This is a genomic window from Embleya sp. NPDC008237, assembly GCF_042956465.1.
Lineage (GTDB): Bacteria > Actinomycetota > Actinomycetes > Streptomycetales > Streptomycetaceae > Embleya.
In genome coordinates this window covers 44,938-70,538 of sequence record NZ_JBIBGL010000020.1, presented here as the reverse complement: position 1 = coordinate 70,538, position 25,601 = coordinate 44,938, and the positions used below count along the sequence as shown (strand labels likewise).

Here is a 25,601-nt window from a genome sequence, read left to right as displayed (position 1 = left end):
ACGCTGCGGCGAACTCGACACGACGTCGGGCCCCGCAACGGCGGGACCGGGAGAATTCGGTTCGGTTGTCGCCTTCGCGGGACTGGAACGAAGCGCCTACCCGCCTGGCGGGTGCGGAGCCGGTGGTCGGGGGACCGGGGTCCCACGAATGGGGACCGTGCCACGAAAATCCCGGAGGTATCTTCAATGCTCATTTTCAACCTCACCGTCCTGAGATTTCGTCGTCCACTGCGAGCGTGTTCAGGTTCCGGTGACGGGAGAGTTCCCTTCTCGGGTTACCCGAGCGGCCGGAGTCCGTGGGTTCGCCGTGTTCCCGGCGCGTACGCGGATCCATACGCACGGCCGAGGGTCACGTCGAACGCATTCTGCGCAAGCTCGCTCCGGCCGGGCTGGTGGGTCGCCCAAGTGCACGTCCGAGACGGCGCGGCCGAAGCCGTCACACTGCGCAACGTGCCCTCGTACACGGCGGCCTCGACCTCCACGTCGACGTACCGGGATACGGTCCGATCGGTTACGACCTCGCCTACGGAGGCAACTTCCACGCGATCCTGCCGCTCGCCGAGTTCGAACTGCCCTTCGAGCGCGCCCGGAAGCAGGAAATCCTGGACGCCGGACTCGCCCTGATGGCCGCCATCGACGCGGCCGGACCGCCCGAACACCCTGACGATCCGTCGATCTGCGGTTGTCACCACCTTCAGTTCTTCGTTCCCGGAGCGACCCCGCGGCACTCACGCCACGCGATGGCCATCCATCCCGGTTGGTTCGACCGTTCTCCCTGCGCACCGGCACGTCGGCACGCATGGCGCAACTGCACGCCCGCGGCGAACCGCCGTCGGACGCGACTTCCCCAACGAGTCGTTCATCGGCACCACCTTCACCGGTCGCCTGGTCGAGGAGACGACCGTCGCAGCCCGTCCCGCCGTAATCCCCACCGTCACCGGACGTGCCTGGGTGACCGGCACCGCCCAGTACCTCCTCGACCCCACCGACCCCTTCCCCGGAGGGTTCCTCCTGTGACCGTCACCTCGCACAACCCCACCGAACCCACCGACCAAATCCTCGTGCTGCGGGCCCTGGGCCCGGACGGCACCGCCGAGACGGTCAAGCGCGCCCGCGCGCACGCACCACAATGGCTCGCCCTCGGTACCGCCGGACGCTGCGCCGCGCTCACCAGGGCCGCCGAGGCCGTCGAGGCGCACGCGGCCGAACTCGTCGACCTCGTCGTACGCGAGGTCGGAAAGCCGCTCACCGAGGCACGAGGAGAGGTCGCCCGCACGTGCGCAATCTGGCGCTACTACGCCCAGGCGCCCTATGCGCCGACCAGAGCGGTACACGAAACCGCCGTCGTCGAGGGCCTGTTGCTCACCCGTCGGCGCCCCCACGGGGTGGCCGGGCTGATCACCCCGTGGAACTTCCCGCTGGCGATCCCCACGTGGAAGGCCGCACCAGCTTTGGCCGTCGGCAACACCGTCGTCCTCAAACCGGCCGCCGAAGCCACGGCGTGCGCGCTGTTATTGGCCGAACTCGCGCAACTGCCCGATGGCGTGCTCACCGTGGTGTGCGGGGGAGGAGAGGAGGGTCGGGCCCTCGTAAACACCGCCGACGTCATCTCCTTTACCGGGTCCACACCCGTCGGCCGGGCCGTTCTCCTGGCCGCCACCGCGCGCGGAGTGCCGATCCAGGCCGAGATGGGTGGGTTCAACGCCGCCGTCGTGCTGCCGGACGCGGACATCGACCAGGCTGCGGCCGACCTGGCCTCGGCCATCGCCAGCCACGCCGGGCAAAAGTGCACCGCCACCAGCCGGGTGATCGCCGTCGGGTCCGCCTACGAGCCACTGCGCGATGCGCTGACCAAGGCGCTCGCCGACATCGAGCCCGCCGACCCTTCGAACGCGACGACAGTGTGCGGTCCGCTGATCTCCTCGATGGCGCGAGACCGAGTCGTGCGAGGGATCGACTCGGCCCGCGAGTCGGGAGCCGAAATCCTGGTGGGCGGTGGGATCCCTTCGCGTGAGGGCTGGTTCCTGGAACCGACGCTGCTGGTGGACGTGCCGCGAGAGCACCCGCTGAGCACGAAGGAGTTCTTCGGCCCGGTCGCGATTCTGTTGCGAGCGGCGGACACGGACGGGGCCTTTGCGCTGGCGAACGCGACCCCACACGCGCTCGCCGTCTCCCTCCATACCAGCGACCTGGACGCCGCCCTGATCGGCGCCGACCGCCTGGACGCGGGCATGATCAAGGTCAACGGCCCATCCACCGGCGTCGACTTCCACCTGCCCTTCGGTGGCGTCAAGGCCGCGAGCCACGGCACGCGCGAACAGGTCCGCGCCGCGCTCGACTTCTACACGGTCGACCGCACTGTGAGCTTGCTGCCCGCCCGGGCCTCCCGATGACCCGGGACCCGGTGGTCGTCGAAACCGTCGACTACCACACGGCAGGTGAGCCCATTGGGATCGTACGCACCGGACTGCCCGTCGTCGCCGGCGACACGGTCGCCGAGCGCCACGCGATCGCGATCGGCGTGGGAGGCCGCCCCACCGCCCCGCGCCCAAGCCCTCACAGTGGTTTCCTGTGACTCTATGAGGAACACCATGACCGGCCTCAAACTGCAACACATCCTTTCGGTCCAAGAGCGACTGCGCGACAAGGTCACTCATGTGCCGCGCGCCGCGTTGATCTCCGGCGAGTCGCGACCCCGCCCGATCTACTCGGCTCCGGCCCTGGCCGCCGATCTCGGCGTCTCGGCGACCCCGGTTCGCGAGGCGATGCTCGACCTCATCAGCGAGGGACCGGTCGAGGCGGTCCGCAACCGAAGCTTTCGGATCGCCGAGCTCACCGACGCCCGACTTGACGAGTACGCCGAGGTCCGAGCCCTGATCGCGGTGCCCACCATCGGGCGGGTGGCCAGAATCGCGCCCACCGAGCAACTGGAGTCGTTGCGGCCCGAAGCAGAGAGGATCGTGCTCGCTGCTCGTGAACACGACCTGATCGGATACCTCGAGGCGGACCGCACGTTCCACCTGAACCTGCTCGGCCTGGCCGGCACCGCCAGCCTGGTCGAATTCGTCGGCAGAGTGCGCAACCGGTCGCGCCTGTACGGCCTCTTGCGTCTGGACCGGGCGGGAATGCTCGTCTCCTCGGCGGAGGAGCACCGGGAACTGCTCGACCTGCTGATCACGGGCGAAGCCGACACCGCACAGGACCACATGGCCCACCATCTGGGCCACGTCCGCTCGCTGTGGGCCGACGATCTCGCGCCCACGGGAACGACCGCGGACGCTCTCACGTCACCTGCGCCCGAAGCGGCGCTGAGTTCGACGCGATTCCACATGGGAGCGCACCGGCCCACGCCGGTTGTCCCACCGCCTCCCGGCGGCGGCATCGGTCGCGACGCCGATCCTCGGCGGCACATCTGCGCGCGGCTGGCTCCGCGATCCGCCGCCCTCCCCGCCGCCACGGCGGCGTGCCCCCGCCGTGGCGGCGGATCGCAACCGGGTTCGGCGGTGCCGCTCACGCGGAGGGTCGATCCTCGCTATCGTCCCGCTCGGCGTCTCAGCCCAAGAGGGTGCCCATCCATTCCTCGATGCCAGCCACCGTCTGCGGCAGCCCAGCCGACATCATGTGCGCGGTCGGCCGTGACGACGAGGTCGTCCTCGATGCGCACACCGATGCCACGCAGTTCGAGGGGCAACGTCTCGTCGTCAGGCTGGAAGTACAGACCCGGCTCGACAGTGAGCACCTGCCCGGCGGCGAGCGTACCGTCGAGGTAGGTCTGCGACCGGGCCTTGGCGCAGTCGTGCAGTCAAGACCGAGCATGTGGCCGCTGCCACACAGGGTATAGCGACTGAAGATGCCGCCACCGCTGCCGCCAGCCGCATCGACCGACCGGCGTCGGCCGTTCCCCCACTGATCCGACGCCGATGCCGTTGCCTCGCATGCCGACCGGGGCAACGGCACACGCATCGCGCCCGCGTTCCCGACCGCCGGCGCGAACGACCTCGACTGAGCCGGCACCCTCGCCGAACGGATCCGATCCAGGGTCGGGCGCAACTCCCAGGCTCTCTCGCCCACCCGCCCGCTCGCAAAGCGTCGTGCGCCGGACTCGCAAACCGCCGCGCACCCTACCGCCCCAAGCAGCGGTTTCCAAACGATCACTCGCAAGCCACGGTGCTCCGCCACATCCGGAACCTTCTGTTTCCGTGGCCCCGCGGGTCTGTAAAGAGAACGGTGTAACGGGGTCGGTGTAGTGGTCAGTTGCGGGCGGCGGACAGGCGTCCGTCGAAGGCGATATCGAATGCGTTCAGGGCTGCTTTCCAGCGCATGGTCCAGCGTTTGCGGTCTTGCCGGTCGGGTCGAGGGACATGATCGCCATGTAGACGCACTTGAGTGCGGCCTGCTCGCTGGGGAAGTGGCCCCGGGCCTTGACCGCCCGCCGGATCCGGGCGTTGACCGACTCGATCGCGTTGGTCGAGCAGATCACCGTGCGGATCTCGGTGTCGAAGTTCAGGAACGGCACGAACTCCGACCAGGCGTTCTCCCACAACCGCACGATCGCCGGATACTTCTTCCCCCAGGCATCGCCGAACTCGACGAACCGCTCCAGCGCGGCCTCCTCGGTGGGTGCCTGGTAGACCGGTTTGAGGGCCTTGGCGATCTTGTCCCAGTCCTGGCGGCCGGCATAGCGGAAGCTGTTCCGCAGCAGGTGGACCACGCACGTCTGCACCACGGTCTTCGGCCAGACGGTCTCGACTGCGTCGGGTAGGCCTTTGAGGCCGTCGCAGACCAGCATCAAGACGTCGTCGACACCACGGTTCTTGATCTCGGTCAGCACGTGCAGCCAGAACTTGGCCCCCTCCGCGCCGTCGCCGGCCCACAGGCCGAGGATGTCGCGGTGGCCCTCGGTGGTTACGGCGAGAGCGACGTAGATCGGCCGGTTGGCGACCTTGCCGTCTCGCACCTTCACGTTGATGCAGTCCACGAACACGACCGGGTAGACGCGGTCGAGCGGCCTGTTCTGCCACTCGGCCATGCCGTCGAGGACCTTGTCGGTGATCGTGGAGATCGTCTGCCGCGACACGTCGGCCCCGTGGACCTCGGCGAGGTGGGCCTGGACCTCGCCGGTGGTCAGGCCCTTCGCGGGCAGCGAGATCACCATCTCGTCCACCCCCGACAGACGCCGCTGCCGTTTGCGGACGATCCGCGGCTCGAACGAGCCTTCCCGGTCCCGCGGCACCGATATCTCCACCGGGCCCACGTCCGTCAGCACGGTCTTCGCGCGGGTGCCGTTGCGCGAGTTCCCGCTGTTGTCCCCGGCCGGGTCGTGCTTCTCATAGCCGAGGTGGTCGGTGATCTCCCCCTCGAGGGCGGACTCCAGGATCCGCTTCGTCAGCTGCTGCAGCAGCCCGCCCTCGCCCACCAGGTCCAGCCCCTGGGCACGTGCCCGGCCGACCAACTCGTCGATCAACCGGCCGTCAACAGCTCCATCGGCGACGCCTTCAACCAGGCTGTCCTGCACAGGCTCTGACATCACGTCAGTCATCCTCGGTGTCACTTTCATGATCAAGTTCCACCGTTAGTTTTACAGTCCCGGCCCCGCCCGCGAGTGTCCGAGGTCGTGTACAAGGGCCGCCTGGGACAGTATGTGTTCGCGAGCGCAGCGGCGCATGGTCGCCACCCGCTCAGCCGGAGGCCTGCTTCCCCTGGCAGAGCTTCGTTTCGATCGCGGTGAGCATGCGCCCTGCAACAACCGCCGCGGTCGCTTCGTCGTCCACCTGCTTGTCCTTGAGCATGTCCTTCGCCAACTCGTTGACAGACAGGTCGCGCGTCGTCGTCAGGAGGCTGCCGGGCACCCAGCGGCCTTGGCCGTCGCGCGTGCACAGGCGTTCGCGCGTCGCCTTCGCGTTGAGCACCTGGTCGTCGAGGGTGCGCTTCCTGCCCTGTTGGTTTTGGTCTTCGTGGTGGGCGTGGGCGGGGCAGTGTCCGGTGGCAGGTGTTCTGGAGGGTGTCGAGGACCCGGTAGAGCGTCGGCGTGGGCGGCGGTGACCAGGGTGACGTGGTGATGCCATCCGCGCCAGGTCCGCCCGTCGTAGTGGAACCCGAGGCCGTGTTTCAGTTCGCGGTAGTCGTGTTCGACGCGCCATCGCATCTTCGCGAGCCGGACCAACTCGGCGACGGGTGTGTCCGGGGGCAGGTTCGTCAGCCAGTGGTCGGTCGGCGCGTGGGCGTCGGCCGGCCACTCGGTGAGCAGAGTGAACACGGGCAGCACCCCGTCCCAGGCGATGTCGGCGTCCCCGGCGGCGGCCCGGGCGAGCCGCCGGGGGGCCTTGCCAGCCGGTCGCTACGCGGTCGTGGCGAACCGCGAGCGCATCGCGCCGCGCGAGCCCCGGCGCCACACGACCTCGACGAAAGCCTCCCGCCCCGCGGCGACCCCGTGCTCCACCAGGGAGCGGGCCCGGTCCCGATACCGGGGCGACGGACGCGGTCCCAGGCCCGCGTACGCGATCGTCGACGGGACGGCGTCGCCGGTGTGGGCGATCTCGTCGCCGCGCACCGCGACCACGAAATCGAGCCCCCGCGCGCCGAGTTCGTATCGGAACCCGCCGATCTGCCCGTATCCGGCGTCCGCGACGATGACCGGCGGGACCAGCCCCCACCCGATCAGGGTGTCGATCGCGTCCAGGGCCAGGCGCCACTTCTCGACGTGCCCGACATCCTCGGGAACCCCGGCCCGACTCCGCCGCACCGGATCCCCCGCCCACTCCTCGGGCAGGAACAGCCGCCACTGCAACGGACACGACATCGCGTCCGTCGCCGCGTGGACACTGACCCCCACCTGGCAGTACGCCCGTTTGCCCAGCGCGCCGCAGTACTGCCGGGCGACCCCGACCGACGCCCTCCCGCACTTGGGGAACGACGTGTCGTCCACCACCCACACCCGCGGGTCGATCGCCGCACACATCCGCTCCGCGACCCGCCGCAACACCCGTTGGTGGTCCCACGGCGAGTCCGCCACGAACTGCTGCAACGCCTGCGCGTTCCCGTCCGGAAGCCGCTCAGCCATCGGCACGATCGACTTCCGCTAGGGCCTGTTCTGGGTTCGGATCACGGTCGTGTGGGGAGGCTGCGGAGCCAGAGGATGGCGCCGCGTAGGTGGAGCCCGGCGAGGTAGCTGTCCGGGGTCTTGTCGGTCCGGAAGGCGATGCCACGCCAGTCCTTCATCCGGTTGATGCAGCGTTCGGCGGTGTTGCGCTGCTTGTAAAGCTCGGGGTCGTGGCTGACCGGGCGGCCGCCGCGGCGGCCTTTGCGCTTGCGGTTGGCGGCCTGGTCGGCCTTCTCCGGGATCACCGCCTTGATGCCGCGCAACGTCCGCCCCCAGGTCGCCCGCGCCGCCCGACACGCGTACCCGGGAACACCCGTCCCGCCGACACAGGTCCGCCACGAGGTGCTCGAACTCGCGACCGCTCATGGAGTCCACCCCCGCGAGCGAGACCGCCGTCGACCGGCGCGACGACGCCCCGTACCTCCGGAGCGGGGCGACGCGGTGCAGCACGAACAAGCCGATGCCGGTCACGAACAGCAGCGCCGCGACCCGGTAGGAGGCCACCCTGGGGGCTCCCAGCGCCTGCGTGGCACCTGTCGATGTCAGGCACGCGAACCCCCAGGCGACGGTGAGAAGTTCGCCGACCGTCAGGTCCTGCTTCTTCTTCCTCTTGCTCAAGATCTCGGTTCCTCTCGGGCGGTTTCGGGCGGGAGGTGACGACGGAGCGGGTCGTCAACGCGGGGCGTGGGGTGTCCGCGACGGCACGGGACCGGTTGTCCGACGAAAGGCGCGCCATCGGCGTGCGGACTCGGCGATTCGGCCCGGTGACGTCGCGGGGACGTCGCGGAACCACCGCGGGGCGGGCGCCCTGACCACGCGGGGGCCGCGAAGCGGGCCGACCACGCCGGCGCGACCCGGAGCCGAGATTCTCCCATCCGGGAGTTGCCCCGTCGAGATCGCACATCGGCGAGACCGGGGTTGCGTGCGGTTGCGATCCGGGCTCCGGAGCGGGCTCATCGTGGTCGACGCGGGCAGACGGCGCGGTCGCGTACTGCTCTCGATCTCGTGAACATCTCGACCCGCCTCACAACGTCCGCCGTCGCGGAACCGGCGAACAAACGCTTCCGGTTCCCGCGTTCCGGCTCGGGTTCCGTGACGCGGGCACGGTGAGTGACCTGCGAACCGAACCAGCGTTTTGGGAAGTTGCCTGGAATCGACTCCCGGTGGCTTGCGATCGTCGACGGTGTGGAGAGCCGCAGCGAGTCGGCGCCCTTCGCGCCGGGGCGCCCCGGCCATCGATGAGGGCTCGATTCCGCGGGGTGCCGTTCGGGTGGTTCCCGGTCCGACCTCCGTTACCGGACGGGTCGGTTGGGTCATGCTGGGGTCGAAGGTCCGCCGAAGGCTGCCGGATCGAAGCGTGAGGAGGTCCGATGATGCGTCGAGGAAGCCGCCGCCCGGCCGTGGCGGCTGCGGTGATGGCGGCGGTGACGCTCCTGCCGGGCCCGGCGCAGGCGCAACCACACCCTTCCACGACAGCGTCGGCACCGTCGGTGTGCGCGGACGAGCCCCGCGACGCGGTGGCGCAGGTGTGCGCGGACCCGGCGGAGAACATGTACGGCGTCTTCCTGACGTTCGTCCACCGCCCGGTGGCTTACGGTGCGGGTTCGGACCCGGCGGGGGAGGCGTACAACAGCACCCGCATGTTCACCGCGGACGACATGGGCCGCTCGTTCGAGATGGGCCTGCGTGCCCGCAACGACCCCGGCGGGACGCGGTATCAGCCGTTCTGGGCCAACCACGGCGAGAACTACGAGTTCCACGCGATCGGCCCCGAACACAACGTCGCAGACAACCGCTTCCACAGCTGGATGGCCGTCCCCACCTGCTCCGGCTGCGCCACCTGGCGCATCCACCACGACTTCAACCCGGTCGGCGAGACCTCCGCGCAGGGCGCCCCGTTCGCCCGGCACACCGTCACCGGCTGGGACCTCCCCGCCGAATACGCGCAGAGCTCGTTCCCGCGGACACAGGACCGTATCCGCTACCTCAACGGCAACGGCCAGTTCCTGCGCCACCCCACCACACACCTGAGCGTCCGCGCCCCCGCCGGGAACTGCGAACCCGGCGCCGACCCCGCCTACTGCTTCCGCTTCACCACCACACTGAACACCACCGGCGACCAACTGGTGTCCTGGGACGTGGCCAAGGACGTCGTCACCCCCACCCCACGCACCACCCGCAGCGCCAACCCCACACCACCCGCCACCGCTTCGCCCGCACCCACCGTCGCGATCCTCAACGGCGTCGACCAACGCGCCCTGCAGGCCTGCGCGAACACCGAACCCGACACCTGCCTGGACCGCGTCCCGGGCCTGCACGCCTGCGTCGACGCCGGCCTGCCCTGCAACGCCACCCCCGAACCCACGACCCACGAAGCCACCCGAAGCCACGACGCGATCGACACCCAGGACCAGGCCCTGGCCGCCACCGCCCGGCTTCGCCCGGGCACCGACCCCGACGCCCGCGCCCACGCCGCGACCATCCCAGCCGGCACGACCGAAGGCCCGGGGCAACGCCCGGCGTGGGTGGTGACCTCCCCGACCGGGCGCATGCGCGCGTTCACCGGCGGCCGACGCGAACACACCGGCTACCGCCTCACCTTCGACGCCCGCACCGGCGCCCTCGTCCACGCCTGCCTCGGCCCCACCTGCACCCCATGACCCGGACCACACCCACCCCACACCACCTCCACGACCGCGAACCCCGGAGGCCACCCGTGACACCACCACGCCCGCGGCCGCGCCGCCGCGCGCTGCGCCGCGTCCTGGTCCCGATGGTCGCGGCCCTGCTCACCCTGGCCGCAGCCCCCGCCGACACCACCCCCTCCGCCGGCGCCGGCCCGGCGGGGATCGGGCCGGCGGCGCGGGCGGCCCTGGCGGCGGACCTGCGCCAGGAGTGCGCCCGGCATCCCGTCGAGGCGGCGTCGCCGACGGGGTGGGTGAGGAGCCGGTTCGAGGTGTGTGTGCATCGGCGTCGGGAGGTGGTGTTGGTGACGAAGGACCGGCCGCCGAAGCGGTTGGGCACGATGTGGTTCGACGAGTGGCAACTCGGCTTCGCCTACGACGGCGACCGCCGCGTGGACTTCGTCTCCAGCCTGGAGAACATCCAGGCCTCGACCGTGCCCGGGCAGGACGCCCGCACCTGGCCCATCCGCGTCACCTACAGCGCCACCGTCTCCGACGGCGGCGGCGCCGACATCGTCCGCCCCGCCGGCCAGGACCGCACCGACCTGTGGGGCGCGTGGGACGCCCGCCCCCAGACCGTCCTGACCTACACCTCGCCCGACGGCGCGGTCACCACACCCTTCAAGAAACTCTTCTCCACGATGCTGGTGCGCTTCGAGGTCACCGGTCCACCAGGGGCGGACCCCTACGTCGACGAACGCAGCGCCGTCTTCCGGGTGCGGTTCGACTCCGCCGGGCGCGTCGCCGGCAAGACCCGCGGCACCGTCTTCCCCGACCACAAGCCCACGTTCGCCGTCAGCCTGGGCAACCCGGACGAGGACGAGAGCGCCCGCCACATCGACGACGCCCTGCGCCACCCCGTCAAGACGTTCCCCCCGACCGTGGGCAAGAACGTCCCCGCCGAACTCCACCGCCTGATCGACCCCGCCCTCCAGGAACAGAACCGCGCGGCCGCGGGGAAGGTGTGCACCGAAGTGTGGGGGGACTGGGCCGGGCAGCGCCTGGACTGCGACGAGTACCCGTTCGCCGCGACGAAGGAGGGCGCCTCCCTCAGCGGCGGGCATTTCTCCGCACGCCTGATCGACCGCGACGACAACCAACGCGTGGGCAGCCGGTTGGGCAGCACCTTCTACGGCGAACACCGCATGCTCGACGGCGACGCCTTCCTCGTCACCGTCGTCCCCTGATCATCGGACTCGTCGGTCTTAGGACCGTCCGCTTCCCCGCCGGTTCCAGCCCTTGGGGCCGTCCCTGGTGTCGCGGGTGCGGAAGAACGCGAGGAGGGACCCGGTCGGCGCCGAGACCACTCGCAACATCGGCGTCGTGATGGAGGGGGCGTGCGACCGCGAGGCCCGCGCGATCACCCGCCGCGCCGCCGCCCGGCACGACATCACCGCCCGCGACTGCGGCGACGCGATCGCGTTCCGGGACGTCACCGGGCCACTCGACCCCGCCGACCTGTCCACGATCCTCGCCGATTCGAACCCGGCGGCGACCGAACGGGACGCGTACTTCGTTTCGTTGGCCCGCTACCAGGCGAATGTGAACGCTCGCTACGAACGGTTTTTGACCGAGATCGGCCGCTCCGAGGCGGAGGATCTGCACGCGCTGATCCTGACGACGGTGATCGGCGGTGACGTGTCGAGGCTGTGCGAGTGGCTCGACCGCCGCCACGGGCCCGGGACGTTCACCGCGCTGTTCCTGTCCCCGGGCTACCTCGCCCCCGAAGCCGCCTTGCTTCGCGACGACTTCCCGGCCGCCGGCTGACCGCCACCGGCCACATCGCGCACCATGGGAAGCCGGACCCACCCCGTGGGTCCGGCTTCACCCGTGCCCGGACGCGAACGACCCGGGCGGATCACGAGGACCCGAGGCCGCCCGGCTCAGGGCGTGCGGGCGGGGTGGTCGAACCACGCCGTCACGGACCGCTTGTAGCCGTCGGGCATGGACAGGTCGGGGATCTCCGCGCGGGTGAACAGGCCGATCTCGCAGTGCTCGTGGCTGAGGACCGGGGCGGTGTCGGCGTCCGGGAGATGGATGCCGTAGGTGACGATCAGGACGTGGCGCCCGGGCAGGGGTTCGTAGACCCACGTGTCCAACAGGGGCCCGGTCCGGGCCTTCCAGGCGGTCTCCTCCTCGATCTCGCGCACCACGCACTCGGCCGGCTCCTCGCCCGACTCCAGTCGTCCGCCCGGCAGTTCCCACTCCCGCCGCTCGTTGCGCAGCAAGAGCACGCGATCGCGGGGGTCGACCACGACGCCCTTGACCGAGACCGGCCAGGTACGGGAAGCGGGTGTGTTCACGAATTCCTCCATCTGCTCGGCCGCCGACGCTCGGGAAATCGCCTGCAGGGCCCGCGACCAAAGGGCCGTGTCAGTCTCCCGCACGACGCCCATGCCCGGGCGGGATTCCACGTTCGCGGGCCGACGACCGGGCCGGCGGCACACCGGGGCACCGACATGCGACGAGTGGCGTCGTCGGCCGGTGCGTGACGCGTGGCCGGTGGTGCGGGTGAATCCGGGCGGGCGAACATCGGGCGCGGGTCGGGTCCTGCGCGCGTCAGTGGGGCGTGGCAGCCGGGGGCGCGGTGCGGATGGTGTCGATCATGGCGCGGACGGCGGGGATGTCCGCCTCGGAGGAGTTGAGCTTCACCAGGTGGTCGCGGTCGGCCCAGATGCACGACGCATAGGCGCGTTGTGCCGGGGTTCGGGCGTCGGGGGCGGGTCGTGCGGGGGCGGAGTCGCAGGTGATCCGGCCGCCGTTCGCGCGTTCGAGGATGTGCCGTTCCCCGGGGTCGAGCGGGACGTCCGCCCGGACCTCCTCGATGTCGTCGGAGAATTCGGCGAACACGTCCAGGGCCGAGGTGGGTCCGCGTTCGGCGGTGACCACGAGGATGCGACCGGGCTGGTCGTAGCCGTCGTCCCGGGCCGGATACAGGTAGTAGGCGCCCTGGCGGTCGACCATGTCGGTGCCACCGAGGAAGTACGAGTACTCCCGCAACGCGGTCACGGGTCGTCGGTCGCCGTCGCCGTCCAGGCGGCGGGTGAAATCGGCGCCGCGTCCGTCGGCCACGATCCGCGTGGCGCCCGCGAGGACGGGCGGAAGATCCGCGAGCGGCCGGGAACCGGGCGTGGACGCCTGCGTGCACGCGAGCGGCGACAACGCCACCACGAGTGCGGCCGACGCCGCCTGGACCGGACGTAACGAACGGGACCGTCGCATGGGACCAACCTCCGAAACCGGACGTCACCGCGATCACGGGCGTCCTCGAGTAGGTGCGATCGAACAATCTTTCCCGCCCGAGTGCAACCACGGGCGACGTCGCCGACCGGGACCGGACACCCACGCACGCCCCGTTCCCACACCACCGCCGGCGCCGCCCCCAGGACCTTGCACGGCAACGAACGCGCCTACGAGGGGGATAGGTTCGACGTCGGGGCAGGTTGCCGAGGAGGCGAGGCGGTATGACCGACAGGACACAAGGCACCGTTTTCACGGAGTACGGGAGCTTCTACCTCGTGCCCGGGGAGGACCGACCCCGGAGCTGGGCGCAGTCCTTGACGACGGGGCTGGTCTCGGCTCGCGGGGAGGACGTGCGCATCAGCACCGGGACACAGACCGGTGAGGTGCCGTTGGCCACCGAGACCCTCGACCGGGAGCCGCCCCTGGAGCCCGGTTGGGAGGACGTCGCGGAGGTCTCCGTCGCAGCTCCCTCGGGAAGGCTGCGTGTGCTGGAGTCCCGGCATCCGTTCCTGTTCGGCGACCTCGCCGCGTTCGGCCCCGGGGACTACCGCGTGCGGGTGCACGCGAACCGCCGCGGCGACGAACGCGCCGGCCGCGGAGGCGGGGACTCCTATCTCCTCCAAGTCTGGCCGGCCCCCTGGGCCGAGGAGAAACTCGTCCGCCTGTGCGAGGAATCACGACGCGGACTCGAATCCGCGATGAGGTTCGCCCGCGAACCCCTCCCCGACGTTCCGCGACCGCCCCGCGGCGACCCCCGACCCGAACCCCGCCCCGTGCCCGCACCCGGCGGTCGCCGCGTCGCATACCTGGAGGGTGCGCTGCCGGAGCCCACGACACCCCCGGCCGACAATGGCCGACAATGACCGACCGGGACGCATCACGACCGGTGAACATCACCGACGCCGGGCGGGCCCCGTGTGACGACGATCGATGGTGGCGAACGGCGGTCGCGTCGTCGGCAGGTCGCGGCTTCGTGCCGATGCGGGGTGCGGGTTCCCCGTGAAGGCCGGGCGGTCCGGTCACCGGGCCGCCGACGGCAATTCGACACCACCGTCAACCAGGCGTGTCGGGACCTGTGCGAGCATGCCAACACCCCTCGAATTCCTTACGATTAGTCAGGTTCTCGCGTCGGAATGCGGTAGGATCTGAGGTGTCGGTGTCATCGTGGGAGAGGTCGGGCGGATGAGCGACGAGAGCCGGGCGTCCGATCAGGGCGAGCGGACCGAACCCCCGCACCGCCTCCCGGCCGGGTCCGGTCCGGACGTGGCGCTGGGTGTGGAGGAGGTCCGCCGCAAGTGGGCCCAAGTGGTGGCCGACGCCGCCGCCGGCGCCCGGATCGTGATCCACGCCCCCCACGGCGTCCGAGCCGTGCTGGCGCCGCCCACCCCGGATGTGATCGCCGCACAGGGCGAGTTGCCCGCCTTCACGATGACCGCCGCCCGCCAGGGCCTGGGCAACCTCGTACGCGCCGCCGCGACGGGCACGCCGCAACTGGTGCTGCGCTACCGCACCGTCTACGCCCAGATCACCCACCTCTCCGCAACACCCGCCCCCACCACCGACACCCCCGCGACCGCCACCGGTTCCGCCGTGCCGCCCGCCGCGATCACGCACCGGGACACCGACATCGCGCCGGCGCCGTCCACGGCCCCGAAGACCGGCCGTCGGGTCACGGCGTTCGCGACCGCCTTGAACGAGGCGACCACCGCCCGCCGCCGCGCCGTCTCCTTCGGCCCCACCGCCCTGGACGAGGCCTCGGGCGGCGGCGCACTGCCCGGCCGCCTGGTCCTGGTCGTCGGCGCACCCGGCGCCGGCGCCGGCCTGCTCGCGGCGGGCACCGTCCTGTCCGCGACCCTCACCCCGGCCGACGACCCCGACGCGCCGAACGCGGTGCTCTCGTGCACACCCGGCCGCCCCCGCGCCGACATCGCCGCCCGCCTGACCGCCGCAGCCGCCGGAGTCGACCACCGACGCCTGCGCGCCGGCACCCTCACCGAGTCCGAACGCCACGCCGCCGACGCCGCCTCCGCACGCCTGGCCGCCGGGGGACTGCTCCTGGACGACGGCACCGACCTCACCCTGGACCTGCTCCGGGAAACCGCCGCCGACATCGCGGGACTGCGCCTGATCGCGGTGGACCCGCTCAACCACCTCCTCCCCGCCGCGGCCGGCCCGGCCGGCTCGGATGTCCGCCGTGGCGTGGCCGCGTTGCGCCGTCTGGCGGCGGACCTGGACCTGCCGGTGGTGGCCGTGTGGGAGACCGGCGCGAGTGAACCACCGGAGGTCGCGGCGGCGTTGGCCGAGGCCGACACCGTGGTCCATCTGACCCGCGAAGGCGAGCAGGCGTTCGCGATCGTCGCCGAACGCGACCTGGGCCCAATCGCCCAGGCGGCCCTGCACGCCGACCTCGCCCACGTCCGCTTCACCGACCCCCTGCCGACCTCGACCCGGACCGACCCGGCCGGCGCGGCCCCGGCCGACACCGCCGGACCCCCGGCCCCCACTCCTCGCGAACGCGCCGAGGGCGGACAGGACCGACCCGCGGCCGGCGCACCGGCGACCGCACCGCGTACGTCGACCGCGCCGAAGGCCCCGGCGGCGGCGAAGAAGACGCGCAGGGTCGTGGTGGACACCGACGAGGACCCCCTGCCCGGCGCGATCGCCGACGCGGTCGCCGAGGAACTCGCCGCCGCCGAGGGCGACATCACCGCCGCAAGCGAAGCCCTGGCCCGCCGCGCGATCCCCGACGTGATGGAACTCCTGCGGCTGTCGCGGGCGGGTTCGCGGTACGAGCACACCTGGTACCCGCCGCTGCCGGAGTTGCTGCGCAAGCGCAGCAAGGAGGAGTCGGACGCGGTCTGGGAGGCCCGCCCCAAATGGCGCAACAGACACCTGCCCCCAGGGGATCACGAGGTCGTCGCGCTGGACATGAACGCCGCCTACCTGTCCGCGCTCAAGGCCCACCTGCCCATCGGCCCCCTCGAACACCGCGCCGGCCCCGACCTGGACGACTTCGACGGACCACGCGGCCGCAAACGCCGCCGCGCCGGCATCTACCTCGTCGAACCCCAGACATGGGACCACGCCGATCTCCCGAACCCGCTCGGCGACCGCGACGAGCCCGGCCCGTTGTGGATCACCGACCCCACCCTGCGCCTGCTCCTGCGCTGCGCCTCGCCCGCCTACGGCAATCTGTGCGAGGAACCACAGATCCTCGAATCCTGGACCGCGGTGGCGACCGAGAACCTCCTGGAGCGGCTGCGGACCGCGCTGCGCGACGCTCGCGACGCCGCGATCGCCGAGGGAGACGACGTCACGCTGGACTACGTGAAGCAGATGTACGCCAAACTCGTCTCCACCATGGGCGGTTCGAACTACAACCGGGAGATCAACCGCCCCGACTGGATGCACATCATCCGCTCCCAGGCGTTCTCCAACCTGTGGGTCAAGGCCTACAAGGCCCACCGGGGCGGCCTGACGGTGGTGCGGGTGATGGGCACCGACGAACTCCACCTCACCGGAGGCGACTGGCGCACCCTGTTCACCGAGGGCCGCAGCGTCGGCGACGTGAAGATCAAGGACACTTACATTCTCCAGACCAAGGACAAGAGTTGACGGCCCACACCACCGCCCCCGCTTCGCCCGAGAGGACCTGACGCCGGATGCCGCACCGCTCCCTGGAGCCCGGCAAGTACGGGATGCGCGGCGCCCGCGCGTCCGCCCTGGCCGCCGAGCGCCTGGACGAACTCGCCGACGGCGTCAGCTCGCCCGTCGACACCGAACGCGGCCTCGCCGCACGCCTGCGCTACCTCACCGCCTCCACCGCTGGCTACACCGCCATGGACACCGCAGGCATCGCCGTCACACCGCGCACCCTCGCCGCCTGGCTCGCCGAGGACCAGACCCCCAACCGGGCGAACCTGCGCCGGATCGAGACCGCCTACCGCGACCTGCGCCGGCGCAACGTGGCCCGGTCGCTGATCCGCCGCCTGAACAACGACGGTCGCGGCACCCGGGTCGAACTGCACCCGCACGACCAGTCCGGTGTACGCGAGCCGCACCGCCGGGCGGGCGTCGCCGGGCACCGCAGCGTGAACGTCCGCCGCTGGGACGCGATCGTGCGCGCCTGGGCGGCCGGGGACGAACGGATGCTCGACGAGCGGTGGACCGACGAGGTGTTGGCCGATCTCGGTTCGGACTGGGGCGGCTTCGAGTTCGCTTCCGGGGTCGGATTCGCGGCCTGACTGGCTGGTTGGTTGGCTTTCGGGCTTCGAATCTCCCGAACGGTGGTCACTCGCCAGCCGATTGGCCACTCATCCGAGACTGGCCGCTCGGAGTCCCGAACGCCATCACTCACAAGAGTGAACGTAGGCCCGCTGAAGGTCGACAGCGCCCACGGGCGTGAGATCGAGGGGCCCGCCACAGCCTGTTCGGGCCAGGGCGGCCGGCAGTGTGTGCTCGCACGCTCCCGGTTCCTCGACCAGGTTCACGAACGACGAGCGCCACGGCGCGGTCTGCCAGCGCTATGCCGGCCGATGAGGATCAGCGTGGTCCCTGCGCCTGCCAATGCCGGAGCAGCTCGCGCCAGTTCCAGCGGGCTTTGCCGAAGGTGCTCCAGCGTGGATCGGCTGGCGCCGTGCGAAGGTCGTCGACGGCGATGCGTACGGCCAGGTCCAGCCACTTGGCGGCGTATTGGGTCCCGATCAGATCCCGCAGCGCGTTCCGCGAGCGTGGGAGGCGGGCGACGGAGCTCCAGTGGGCGGCGCGGATCTGTTCCGGGGTGAGTTCGCGGCTGAGGAGGACCGGCACTGCCAGTTCGACGAAGTCGCGGCACTTCGCCTCGTGGGGGCTCATGTCGATGACTCCGCGGAGCGCGCGGTGTGCGTCGCCGGCTCCTTCGGTCGCGTGGTGGGTGATCAGGCCGCGGGGCACGGGCGAGTTCACGTGGTCGTCCGGTTCCCATGCGAGGGCGATCCACCGGTGCGGCGGTGGCGCGGGCCGGGTGAGGAGCCGGGTGAGCAGTCGCTCGGCTTCCGCTTCGTCGAGCAGTGGGCCGGACTTGGTCCAGTCGGTTCCGCGTCCCAGCGGCGTCGCGGTCACGCCGGCCCAGTACACGTACGGCACCACCAGCCGGTCGTGCACGCGGCGCAGCCGCGTGAGGTAGTCCGCCTCGCTCAGTCCCAGGTAGTCCAACTCCCGCCGGAAGGCGCCCACCGTGATCGTCTTGTCGCGGCGCAGTGCGCGGTGCAGGTCGCCCGCCAGGGTTTGGAATCCACGCTCCGGCAGGCGCAGCGCGGCCTCCAACGACCCGAGCGCCGCGTTGCAGCGGCGACACAGCGCGCCGCGTACCAGGCCTGTGGCGTGGTCGTGGTCGACGACCACCGCGGCTCCCGGGCAGAGCATGCAATGTGGGTGTTCGGACAGGTAGCGGCCCTTGGCCTGCGACGACATCGATTGGTACCGCACCCGTGCCTCCTGCGTCTTCGCGGCCGACCGGTCGTCGACCGGCAAAGCGTCCCGGCTTCCATGGGACGAGAAGTCCGCGGCGGACACACGCTTTTTTGTGAATCCCGCACGGCCCCGAGCCCCGAGACATATCCCGGCCGGCCGGATGACGGCGTGCGCCCAGCCTCTCGATCGTGACTCCGGGTGCCCGCCGCTGTTGGTGAAGTCGCTGGTCGAAGCTCCGGGTGGAGAGAGATGATGGGCCCGTTCCGTTGTGAGCGATGCGAGGAGAGCACCCTGATGACCGTGCCGCCGCTGACCACCGAGGAGCGCCGGGCCGCGCTTACGAAGGCTGCCCTCGTGCGTAGGGAGCGGGCCGAGGTGAGGGAGGCGCTCAAGCGCGGCCGGTTGTCGCTGGGCGAGGTGTTGGCCGCCGACTCCGACGCTGTGCGCAAGATGCCGGTCCGCGCCCTGCTCGAATCCCTTCCCGCCATCGGCAAGGCGCGGGCCGCGAGGCTCCTCGGGGAGTTGGAGATCTCCGAGAGTCGCCGTGTGCGCGGCCTCGGCGTTCAACAACGCGACCGTCTTCTGGAGCGATTCCCACCGCAGGGCTGACGAACAGGGTGACATCCCGACCTTGAGCCGATCCCAGGTCAGAGCGCGCGGTACGCGGCCCACGCGCGGGCGGCATCGGCCAACGCGCGGGACCAGGGCTCCGGTCTGCGCCGGGTGATGTCCTCCCAGTAGCGCGCCTCGGCCCCGGCGAAGTCGGTGAGCACCCGATCGGGCACATCGCGCCACGCGGGCAGTCGACTCGCCCACGCCTGCGCCGCGGCTGGCGACTGCCCACCGGTGGCGATCAGGCGCACGACCGCCAGCGCCGGATCCAACCACGCGGGCCCCCGCACGGCCCACCCCCAGTCCACGAGCACCGCCCTGCCGGGCTCCACGAGGACGTTCTCGGGGGTTGAAGTCCGTATGACACAACGTGGACCCCACCAGCGCCTCGCCCAGACCCGCCCCCGGCACGCATGCCGCCCACCGCTCCAGGGCCGACGGCAACTCCACGGCGGGCAGCCGAAGACCGGCGAGCACGGTCAGCGTGTCGGCCAACAGGCCCAGGTCCCGGGAGTGTTCGCGATAGTCGGCGTGACGGCCGACGACGAACTCGAAACCCACCAGATCCCAACCCCCGACCAGCAACCGCCACAACACCCGCGGCCCCACCCCCACCACACTCTCCCCGATCAGCGCCTCGCGCCGCTGCGCCACTACTCGCGGATCACCGGTACGCAGCCCTTTGACGAACACCGGCCCGGTCGCGGTGTCCAAACGCACGGCCAGATCGCTGTGATGGCCTCCCTCGACGGGCGTGAGCGTGTGGATCGGCCCGGTCAGGGCCTCCACCGCCGAGCGCACGCGAACCGACAACACGTCCCGAGGCCGCCGCCCTTCGCCCATCCAGCCCTCCCGGCCGGTCGTCCGGACACCGCCCCGTGAGGATGCGTCAGCGCACAGAATTGCGCACGTCGCCCTCGGCGGCGTGGCGACACGGCGACCGACCACCAACCCCAGTGGTGGCGCTCGGCGCGGTTCCAGGGGTGGGACGGTGGTGTGCTCTTGCCCTGGGTGATCACGGGCCGGTGATGGCCTCGCCGGCGGTCGTGTCCGCCGATCGCACGCGAGCGATCATCCTCGCCCCGGCCGGGGTCGGGAAAAAATCGGGCATGGATTGTGTGGTGGTCCGTATGCTCGCTCGTCATGGGATGGAACAAGCTGGCCCGTTGTGGCTGGTGCGAGCACAACACGATGATGCGACCGATCCCCGAATCCGCTGTGCTGACGTCTTTCGGACCCGACGATGGGTCCGACCCCCTGGGGTGGATGGCCTACCGGTGTGAGGGCTGTCAGGCGCTTTCCCTTGCGCAGGGTCGCTTCGCGAGAGTCGATTTCGGCGTGCCCGACGGGGGATCGTTGTGGGGTGAGTCCTGGTATCCGCAGCATCCGATCCACAAGACGTACGAGTCGTTCGTTCCCGAGCGGATCGCGGAGGTGGCGTCGGAAGCCCATGGTTGCCTGAGTGTGGGTCACCATCGTGCCGCGGTCGCCCTGGCTCGCGCTGTCGTGGAATCGACCGCGAAGGCCAAGGGAATCGACACCGGCCCGCTCGTGAAGAAGATCGACAAGCTCTACGAGCAGGGCCTGATCTACGAGCACGTGAAGGATGCCGCCCACGAAGTCCGCGAAGGGGGAAACGAGATCGCCCACGGTGACCTCGTCGACGATCCCATCGGCGCGGAGGAGTCCGCGGCCATCGTCGAGCTCATGGACATGGTTCTCGACGGCGTCTTCATCGCCCCGGGCAAAACGGCCGCGCAGCGTGCGGCCCGCGTGGCGCGCGAGCAGGCCAACCAACCGCCGGCGCCTCCGACGCCCTGACGTGAACCGCCGGTTACCTATCCGAGTCGGTCGCCGGACTGAGTGATCACCAAACGCCGGCCCTCGAGACGGAAGGCGAGTTCCAGGCCACTGTCCAGGACGGCGGTGACGTCGACATGACTGTCGGCGGGCACCGTGGCGACGGACCGGCCCTGGTGGGCGACGGACAGGACTGCCGAATCCGCAGCAATCCTGGTGATGGTGACGCGACCGTCGACGACCTCCGAGCCTTCGGTCGCCGTGACCTCGACGGTGGCACGCCCCTGTTCGAGAAGTGTGGTGAACAGGCTGCCTTCGCGGCGGCGCACATACTCCAGCAGATCAGCGATCTCGTATTCGGTGGCGTGGAAATCGCTCCGCCAGCCGTCGATGTGCAGGCCGGTGAGCCAGCCGCGCAGATCCTCGGCGTGGACGTCTTCGTCCGCGGCTCGCCGACCGACGAGGTGGGCGAGCCGGCGTGAACTGATCCCGGAGGTCAAGAGGGCCAGAGCCTGTTCGGTATCGACGCCGTGGCGCAGGTACCAGGCGGTGTCGCCGCGCAGGCGGGTGGAGGCGTCCGTGTTCTCGAGCCGTTCGTTGACGAGGTTGACCAGGGCGCCGAGGACCCAGGAAAGCGCATGTTCGAACGTCTGGCTGACGTTGTCGACCGTTTGCTCGAGCGCCCATTCCCGGGGTACGCCGGGAAGCCAGGTGGTGGCGAGGTCGGGAATCGAGGCGCCGGCCATCCAGTCGTCGATCGCACGCGAGAGCGGGACAAGGACGGGAAGGCCCAGGGTCCGGCGGTTGGTGAAGGTCCACGCCCCGGCGACCTCGGGGAGCGTCAGCAGGTCGTCGAAGACCTGGTGTTCGGCGAGGAAGTCGAGGGTGCGTCGCAGGGACCATTCGTCGGGGCCCCACGGCTGGTGGAAGACGATGGTCGACGTGTGCGGTTGCGGTGGTTCCGCGGCCTGGAGGAGTAGTTGGGTGAGACGTTCGGCGAGGCCGTCCAGGACGCGGGCGGTGCCGAGGCTGGTTCCGGGAGTGGTCCAGCGATGCCGGGTGATCGGGTCGGTGCGCGTGTACTGGTCGGCTACGTGCCGCGCGAGGTCGAGCCACCGCTCGCGAATGGACACGTCGAGTTGGTGCATGGCCAGCAGGCGGCGGACGGCGCGTAGGGGGTCGTTGAGAGTGAGAGTGGGAATGCGGGTGAGCGCGTCCAGGGTGAACCACACGTAGGCGGCGAAGTCGGCGACGAGAGTTCCGGCGAGGGTGAAGACCGCGTCGGTGGTGTGCCTAATCAGTTCCTCGGCCTCGGCGAGCTGCTCGAGGGCGCTGGGGTCCAAGAGGGCGGAGTCGACTTGGAGGTGGGCGTCGCCGGGGGTCATGTGGTCGAAGTCTGCGGGGGTCGGCGTTCGGTATCGGGTCAGCAGGAGCCAACCCTCGGTCTCCCGCCCGGCGCGCCCGGCACGGCCGACTGCGTTCAGAAGCTGGGCGGGGGTCAGCCGGCGCTGGTTCTCGTAGGTGAGGCGGTCGTCGGCGACCGGGGCGTGGACGATGACCGTGCGGACGGGAAGGTTGACGCCGTCGGTGAGAGTGCTGGTGCTGGCGATTGCGAGGAGTTCGTCGGTACGCAGGGCATCCTCGATGGCCCGCAGGACGTCGTCAGGCAGGCTCCCGTGGTGGAAGGCGACACCCTTGCGGGCGCACGCGACCAAGGGGTGCTCCGGGCCAAGAGTGTCGGCGAGAAAAGCGGTGAGGGAGGCGGCCTTTTCCCGATCACCGAGGTTCTCGGCGATGGCCAGCGCGGTGTTTCGTGCATCCCTGCGGGTTCCCACGATCATCAAGACGCTACCGGCGCGCGTCAGATATGCGGCCCCGGCAGCGAACAGTTTGTAGTCCGCAGTCCCCCCGCTGAGCTTGCTTGCAGACTTCCAATCACGAGGTACACGCTCGGCGTATCGGCGCTCCCCCAACGGCTGCGTGACCAATCTGGTGACCTGTGATGTGGGGGTGGGCCGCAGACTCAGACGCATGGCGACGGGCACGATGGCCCTCGTGGTGCCTGGCTGGTTCTTGCTGGGTTTGCGGGGGGTTCGGACAACGCCGTCGTCAACCAGGTGCGGGGAGAGCACTCCGTGTAGGCGGCGAGGGCCTCGCCAGTCGTCGCTGAAGACGACATGTCCCTCGTGTACGCCCGGCGCCAACCAGCCAGCGAGCGAGGCACGGTTGCCCACGGCAGCGGACAGGAGCACGAGCCGGGGCGATGTCGGGTGGGTTTGACAGTAGGCGAGCAGACTCTCCAGCACGAAGCCACGTTGACCCTGCGCCATGTGGTGAGCCTCGTCGACGACGATCAGCCCGACGTCTTCCAGCGCCGCGGCGGGATCCTGGCGCAGCGCGTGCATCAGGCGCTCCGGCGTGAGAATCTCCACGTCGTCCGTGAGTGAGGTGCCTCGCTCGGCGGCGGGAAAGTCCGGCTGCTCGGCCGCCAGCCGTCGCCCGAGCAGCCGTAGGCGGGCGCGCAAGGCCTGACGCATCTCGCGGCCCAGACTGCGCAACGGACAGACGTACAGGACACGGCCGGGAGCCTGGGCGAGGTGGGAACAGATGATCAGCTGGGCCATGAGGGTCTTGCCAGCGCTGGTGGGGACGCTGATCAGACTCCGTGTGGTCGCGGGGTCCACGGGATTGCCGTGTTGCAGGCTCAGGAGTCGGCGTTGGGGCGGCCACAGGGTCAGCACGGCGGGTTCGGACAGCGCGAACGTACGGGCGACCGCGGGGGGAGTCCCTGACGGCAGGCAGGAGTACAGGCTGCTGGCAGCCAACTCACGGGTAAGTTCCAAGAGATGCGAGGCAACCCATCGTGCCCACAGATCTCCCGTACCGGCACTGTGATCGACCACCGACCACAGAAGGGCCTGGGCCTGCTCCAAGTCGGTCGCCTCACCGAATGCGAGGTGCCGATGCAGATGATGGACCGCGTCGACGACGGCTTCGGCCGGACCGTACATGGTGCCACGCAGGGAGCGCAGGTCGGTGAGCCCGCGCAGGGCCGAGAATTGGCGACGCCAGGTGCGCAGCGCGTGGGAGAGCGGGGCCCGATTCATGCCGAGGAACGCCACCCCGGCCTCGACCGCAACGGTGTCCACGTGATCCGTCAGGTCATCATCCGTACGGACCAGATGCTCGACGCGACGAAAGACCGCAGTGGCGTTGGGGTCCTGTTCACAACGCCGGTATCCGGCTTGAGCCGCGAACGCCAGCCGCAGCCGTTCCGCGTTACTGCGGCTGCCTTCCGTCTCGCCACCCGAGCGGGCCTCGGCGTCGCCACGCCTTGACGGGCTCTGCTCGCTGGCGTTGCTTTGTCCTGACGCGCTGTGCTCTCCGGCGAGTGCCAAGTCGAAGACGTGGGCACTGACGGCGAAGGCATGGCGTCTGCGTGCCAGATCGTACAGATCGGTGCCGGGAACGGCTGCGGCGACGCCATGGAGGTACCAGGCGGTACGCAACAGATCGTCGGGGATATCGAACTGCGCGCGGACGACCTTGATCTCCATCTCGGCGATCAAGGACATCAGTCGATCGGGGTCCGGCAGCATGCCGCCGGTGTGCTCGCCCAGAGCTTGAGCCAGAATGTCCCGATCTACAGTGCGGTCCACACGTACTCCCGGACGTCGGCGGCGAACGCCTCGAAGTTGTCGATGGCGACGATCAAACCCTGAAGCGCGTCAGCATGTGTGTGCGTGGAGAAGTGCGTATGCGAGGTATGAAAAGCCCGGTTCGGTACGGCGGTTTCATTGATGACGACACTCACCCCACCGCCGCTGCTCGGCTCGGCGTCCAGCCACTGGCCAACGAGTGTGCTGATGAAGGCCCGTGTGTCCTCGGCCAGATATTTGTCGCCCCACGCCATGGCCGCCAGATAGCTGGCGCCTTTCGTGCTCAACTGCTGCCACGCCTTGCGGATGGTCGGGTCGACATCGTCGTTGCCGCCAGTGAACTTCTTCATCTCCCAGAGTCGGAAGACGAAGCCGGCCGAGGTACCCGGCAAGCGGTAGACAACGATCCCGTCCCCACCGCTGTCGGTCACGGTGGGACTCGGGGTCGACAGGATCTCCACGCTGCGCCCCGCTTCCGGGGGATGACCTCGGGTCAAGAGGTACCAGAGCCACTCGCCCACGTATCCAGCCAAACCATGGCTCTTCTGTGATCCGGCGGCTTCAAAGACCATGTGCGCGAACGCCCGGACATGCAACCGGTCCTTGCCCGTCAGCGGGATACCAGCGTGTGCGGCGTTGCGCCACAAGTCGTAGGCGGCGGTGTCGTAACCGGTACGGCCTTTCATGATCGCATCGGCAACGATCCACGCCGCGGCTGCCTGCTGCTCAACCGACGAGTTGATCAGAGTCACCAAGTCCCAAGGGCACTTCTGCGCAACGCCCTTTCTCTGACGTGCTACGAGGGTGTGGAGCAAACCACCGTTCGCTTCTGCAACCCGCTGGGCGACGTCGATCGAAACCCTCGGAGCCATGGATGTTCTCCTCGCAACACGGGCGGACCACCCAGCCCCCGATCCAGACCCTAAGGCGTCCCGCATCTCGTCGCGGGTACATGCTCAGATCGCGAAGATGATCAATCCCCATCCGACAGAGGCGTCGATGTGCATGGGTAATTCCCACGCCGATCTCACTCCGGATCTCACACCTTTCCCG

The 25,601-nt window shown here is 70.2% G+C and carries 18 protein-coding genes and 6 pseudogenes; 12 read left to right on the top strand and 12 right to left on the bottom strand.

Annotated elements, in window-relative coordinates; genetic code table 11:
* Nucleotides 1-296: 296 nt before the first annotated feature.
* The 4 genes and pseudogenes from ACFZBU_RS39055 to ACFZBU_RS39040 form a co-directional block, all read left to right on the top strand.
* A pseudogene (locus ACFZBU_RS39055) lies at nucleotides 297-722 on the top strand (proline racemase family protein); the annotation flags it as partial.
* Complete coding sequence (locus ACFZBU_RS39050) at nucleotides 661-1,017, top strand: proline racemase family protein (protein ID WP_391588672.1); 357 nt, start codon at nucleotides 661-663, stop codon at nucleotides 1,015-1,017. The pseudogene ACFZBU_RS39055 and the gene ACFZBU_RS39050, both read left to right, overlap by 62 nt.
* A complete protein-coding gene (locus ACFZBU_RS39045; RefSeq protein ID WP_391588671.1) occupies nucleotides 1,014-2,393 on the top strand; it encodes an aldehyde dehydrogenase family protein in 1,380 nt (459 codons plus the stop codon). The genes ACFZBU_RS39050 and ACFZBU_RS39045 overlap by 4 nt, the downstream gene beginning before the upstream one ends.
* A 198-nt stretch (nucleotides 2,394-2,591) precedes the next feature.
* A pseudogene (locus tag ACFZBU_RS39040) lies at nucleotides 2,592-3,248 on the top strand (GntR family transcriptional regulator); the annotation flags it as partial.
* Between the two features lie 304 nt (nucleotides 3,249-3,552).
* Here ACFZBU_RS39040 and ACFZBU_RS39035 read toward each other — a convergent pair.
* The 6 genes and pseudogenes from ACFZBU_RS39035 to ACFZBU_RS39010 all read right to left on the bottom strand — a co-directional run.
* Nucleotides 3,553-3,849: pseudogene (locus tag ACFZBU_RS39035) on the bottom strand (M24 family metallopeptidase); the annotation flags it as partial.
* Between the two features lie 401 nt (nucleotides 3,850-4,250).
* Nucleotides 4,251-5,527: pseudogene (locus tag ACFZBU_RS39030) on the bottom strand (IS256 family transposase).
* A gap of 151 nt (nucleotides 5,528-5,678) precedes the next feature.
* Nucleotides 5,679-5,909, bottom strand: coding sequence for a hypothetical protein (locus tag ACFZBU_RS39025; protein ID WP_391588677.1), 231 nt, complete (start codon nucleotides 5,907-5,909; stop codon nucleotides 5,679-5,681).
* Between the two features lie 32 nt (nucleotides 5,910-5,941).
* Nucleotides 5,942-7,078: pseudogene (locus ACFZBU_RS39020) on the bottom strand (IS701 family transposase); the annotation flags it as partial.
* 23 nt (nucleotides 7,079-7,101) lie between these two features.
* Entirely contained in the window at nucleotides 7,102-7,362 is a 261-nt protein-coding gene (locus ACFZBU_RS39015) for a hypothetical protein (RefSeq protein WP_391588676.1), read from the bottom strand.
* Nucleotides 7,361-7,492 (bottom strand): annotated as a pseudogene (locus tag ACFZBU_RS39010) (restriction endonuclease); the annotation flags it as partial. The pseudogene ACFZBU_RS39010 and the gene ACFZBU_RS39015, both read right to left, overlap by 2 nt.
* A 977-nt stretch (nucleotides 7,493-8,469) precedes the next feature.
* On the opposite strand from ACFZBU_RS39010, the gene ACFZBU_RS39005 reads away from it, so the two are divergent.
* The 3 genes from ACFZBU_RS39005 (at nucleotide 8,470) to ACFZBU_RS38995 (ending at nucleotide 11,550) form a co-directional block, all read left to right on the top strand.
* Nucleotides 8,470-9,759, top strand: a complete 1,290-nt coding sequence (locus tag ACFZBU_RS39005) for a hypothetical protein (protein ID WP_391588515.1) — start codon at nucleotides 8,470-8,472, stop codon at nucleotides 9,757-9,759.
* Between the two features lie 56 nt (nucleotides 9,760-9,815).
* Entirely contained in the window at nucleotides 9,816-10,970 is a 1,155-nt protein-coding gene (locus ACFZBU_RS39000) for a NucA/NucB deoxyribonuclease domain-containing protein (protein ID WP_391588514.1), read from the top strand.
* 76 nt (nucleotides 10,971-11,046) lie between these two features.
* On the top strand, nucleotides 11,047-11,550 hold the full coding sequence (locus ACFZBU_RS38995) for a hypothetical protein (RefSeq protein ID WP_391588513.1): 504 nt from the start codon (nucleotides 11,047-11,049) through the stop codon (nucleotides 11,548-11,550).
* 116 nt (nucleotides 11,551-11,666) lie between these two features.
* Here the strand turns inward: ACFZBU_RS38995 and ACFZBU_RS38990 are convergent, their stop codons facing one another.
* A complete protein-coding gene (locus ACFZBU_RS38990; RefSeq protein WP_391588512.1) occupies nucleotides 11,667-12,086 on the bottom strand; it encodes an NUDIX domain-containing protein in 420 nt (139 codons plus the stop codon).
* A 256-nt stretch (nucleotides 12,087-12,342) separates the two neighbouring features.
* A complete protein-coding gene (locus ACFZBU_RS38985; RefSeq protein WP_391588511.1) occupies nucleotides 12,343-13,005 on the bottom strand; it encodes a hypothetical protein in 663 nt (220 codons plus the stop codon).
* Nucleotides 13,006-13,247: 242 nt separating this feature from the next.
* Here ACFZBU_RS38985 and ACFZBU_RS38980 point away from each other — a divergent pair, with 242 nt between their 5' ends.
* From ACFZBU_RS38980 to ACFZBU_RS38970, 3 genes are all read left to right on the top strand, one after another.
* Nucleotides 13,248-13,889 carry a hypothetical protein gene (locus ACFZBU_RS38980; RefSeq protein WP_391588510.1) on the top strand — a complete coding sequence of 214 codons (642 nt, stop codon included), beginning with the start codon at nucleotides 13,248-13,250 and terminating at the stop codon, nucleotides 13,887-13,889.
* A 319-nt stretch (nucleotides 13,890-14,208) separates the two neighbouring features.
* Nucleotides 14,209-16,641 carry a DnaB-like helicase C-terminal domain-containing protein gene (locus ACFZBU_RS38975; protein ID WP_391588509.1) on the top strand — a complete coding sequence of 811 codons (2,433 nt, stop codon included), beginning with the start codon at nucleotides 14,209-14,211 and terminating at the stop codon, nucleotides 16,639-16,641.
* Nucleotides 16,642-16,688: 47 nt separating this feature from the next.
* Nucleotides 16,689-17,270: a transcriptional regulator gene (locus ACFZBU_RS38970; protein WP_391588508.1), complete on the top strand. Its 582-nt coding sequence runs from the start codon at nucleotides 16,689-16,691 to the stop codon at nucleotides 17,268-17,270.
* Nucleotides 17,271-17,568: 298 nt separating this feature from the next.
* Here ACFZBU_RS38970 and ACFZBU_RS38965 read toward each other — a convergent pair whose 3' ends face one another.
* Nucleotides 17,569-18,492, bottom strand: coding sequence for an endonuclease domain-containing protein (locus tag ACFZBU_RS38965; RefSeq protein ID WP_391588507.1), 924 nt, complete (start codon nucleotides 18,490-18,492; stop codon nucleotides 17,569-17,571).
* A gap of 279 nt (nucleotides 18,493-18,771) precedes the next feature.
* Here ACFZBU_RS38965 and mihF point away from each other — a divergent pair, with 279 nt between their 5' ends.
* A complete protein-coding gene (mihF, locus tag ACFZBU_RS38960; protein ID WP_391588506.1) occupies nucleotides 18,772-19,086 on the top strand; it encodes an integration host factor, actinobacterial type in 315 nt (104 codons plus the stop codon).
* Nucleotides 19,087-19,124: 38 nt separating this feature from the next.
* Here mihF and ACFZBU_RS38955 read toward each other — a convergent pair whose 3' ends face one another.
* A complete protein-coding gene (locus ACFZBU_RS38955) occupies nucleotides 19,125-19,421 on the bottom strand; it encodes a hypothetical protein (protein ID WP_391588505.1) in 297 nt (98 codons plus the stop codon).
* An 811-nt stretch (nucleotides 19,422-20,232) separates the two neighbouring features.
* Here ACFZBU_RS38955 and ACFZBU_RS38950 point away from each other — a divergent pair.
* Nucleotides 20,233-20,910 carry a DUF4145 domain-containing protein gene (locus ACFZBU_RS38950; RefSeq protein WP_391588504.1) on the top strand — a complete coding sequence of 226 codons (678 nt, stop codon included), beginning with the start codon at nucleotides 20,233-20,235 and terminating at the stop codon, nucleotides 20,908-20,910.
* A gap of 17 nt (nucleotides 20,911-20,927) precedes the next feature.
* On the opposite strand, the gene ACFZBU_RS38945 is transcribed toward ACFZBU_RS38950, so the two are convergent.
* Nucleotides 20,928-24,548, bottom strand: coding sequence for a DEAD/DEAH box helicase (locus ACFZBU_RS38945; RefSeq protein ID WP_391588503.1), 3,621 nt, complete (start codon nucleotides 24,546-24,548; stop codon nucleotides 20,928-20,930).
* Complete coding sequence (locus ACFZBU_RS38940; RefSeq protein WP_391588670.1) at nucleotides 24,533-25,300, bottom strand: hypothetical protein; 768 nt, start codon at nucleotides 25,298-25,300, stop codon at nucleotides 24,533-24,535. The genes ACFZBU_RS38945 and ACFZBU_RS38940 overlap by 16 nt, the downstream gene beginning before the upstream one ends.
* Between the last annotated feature and the right edge of the window lie 301 nt (nucleotides 25,301-25,601).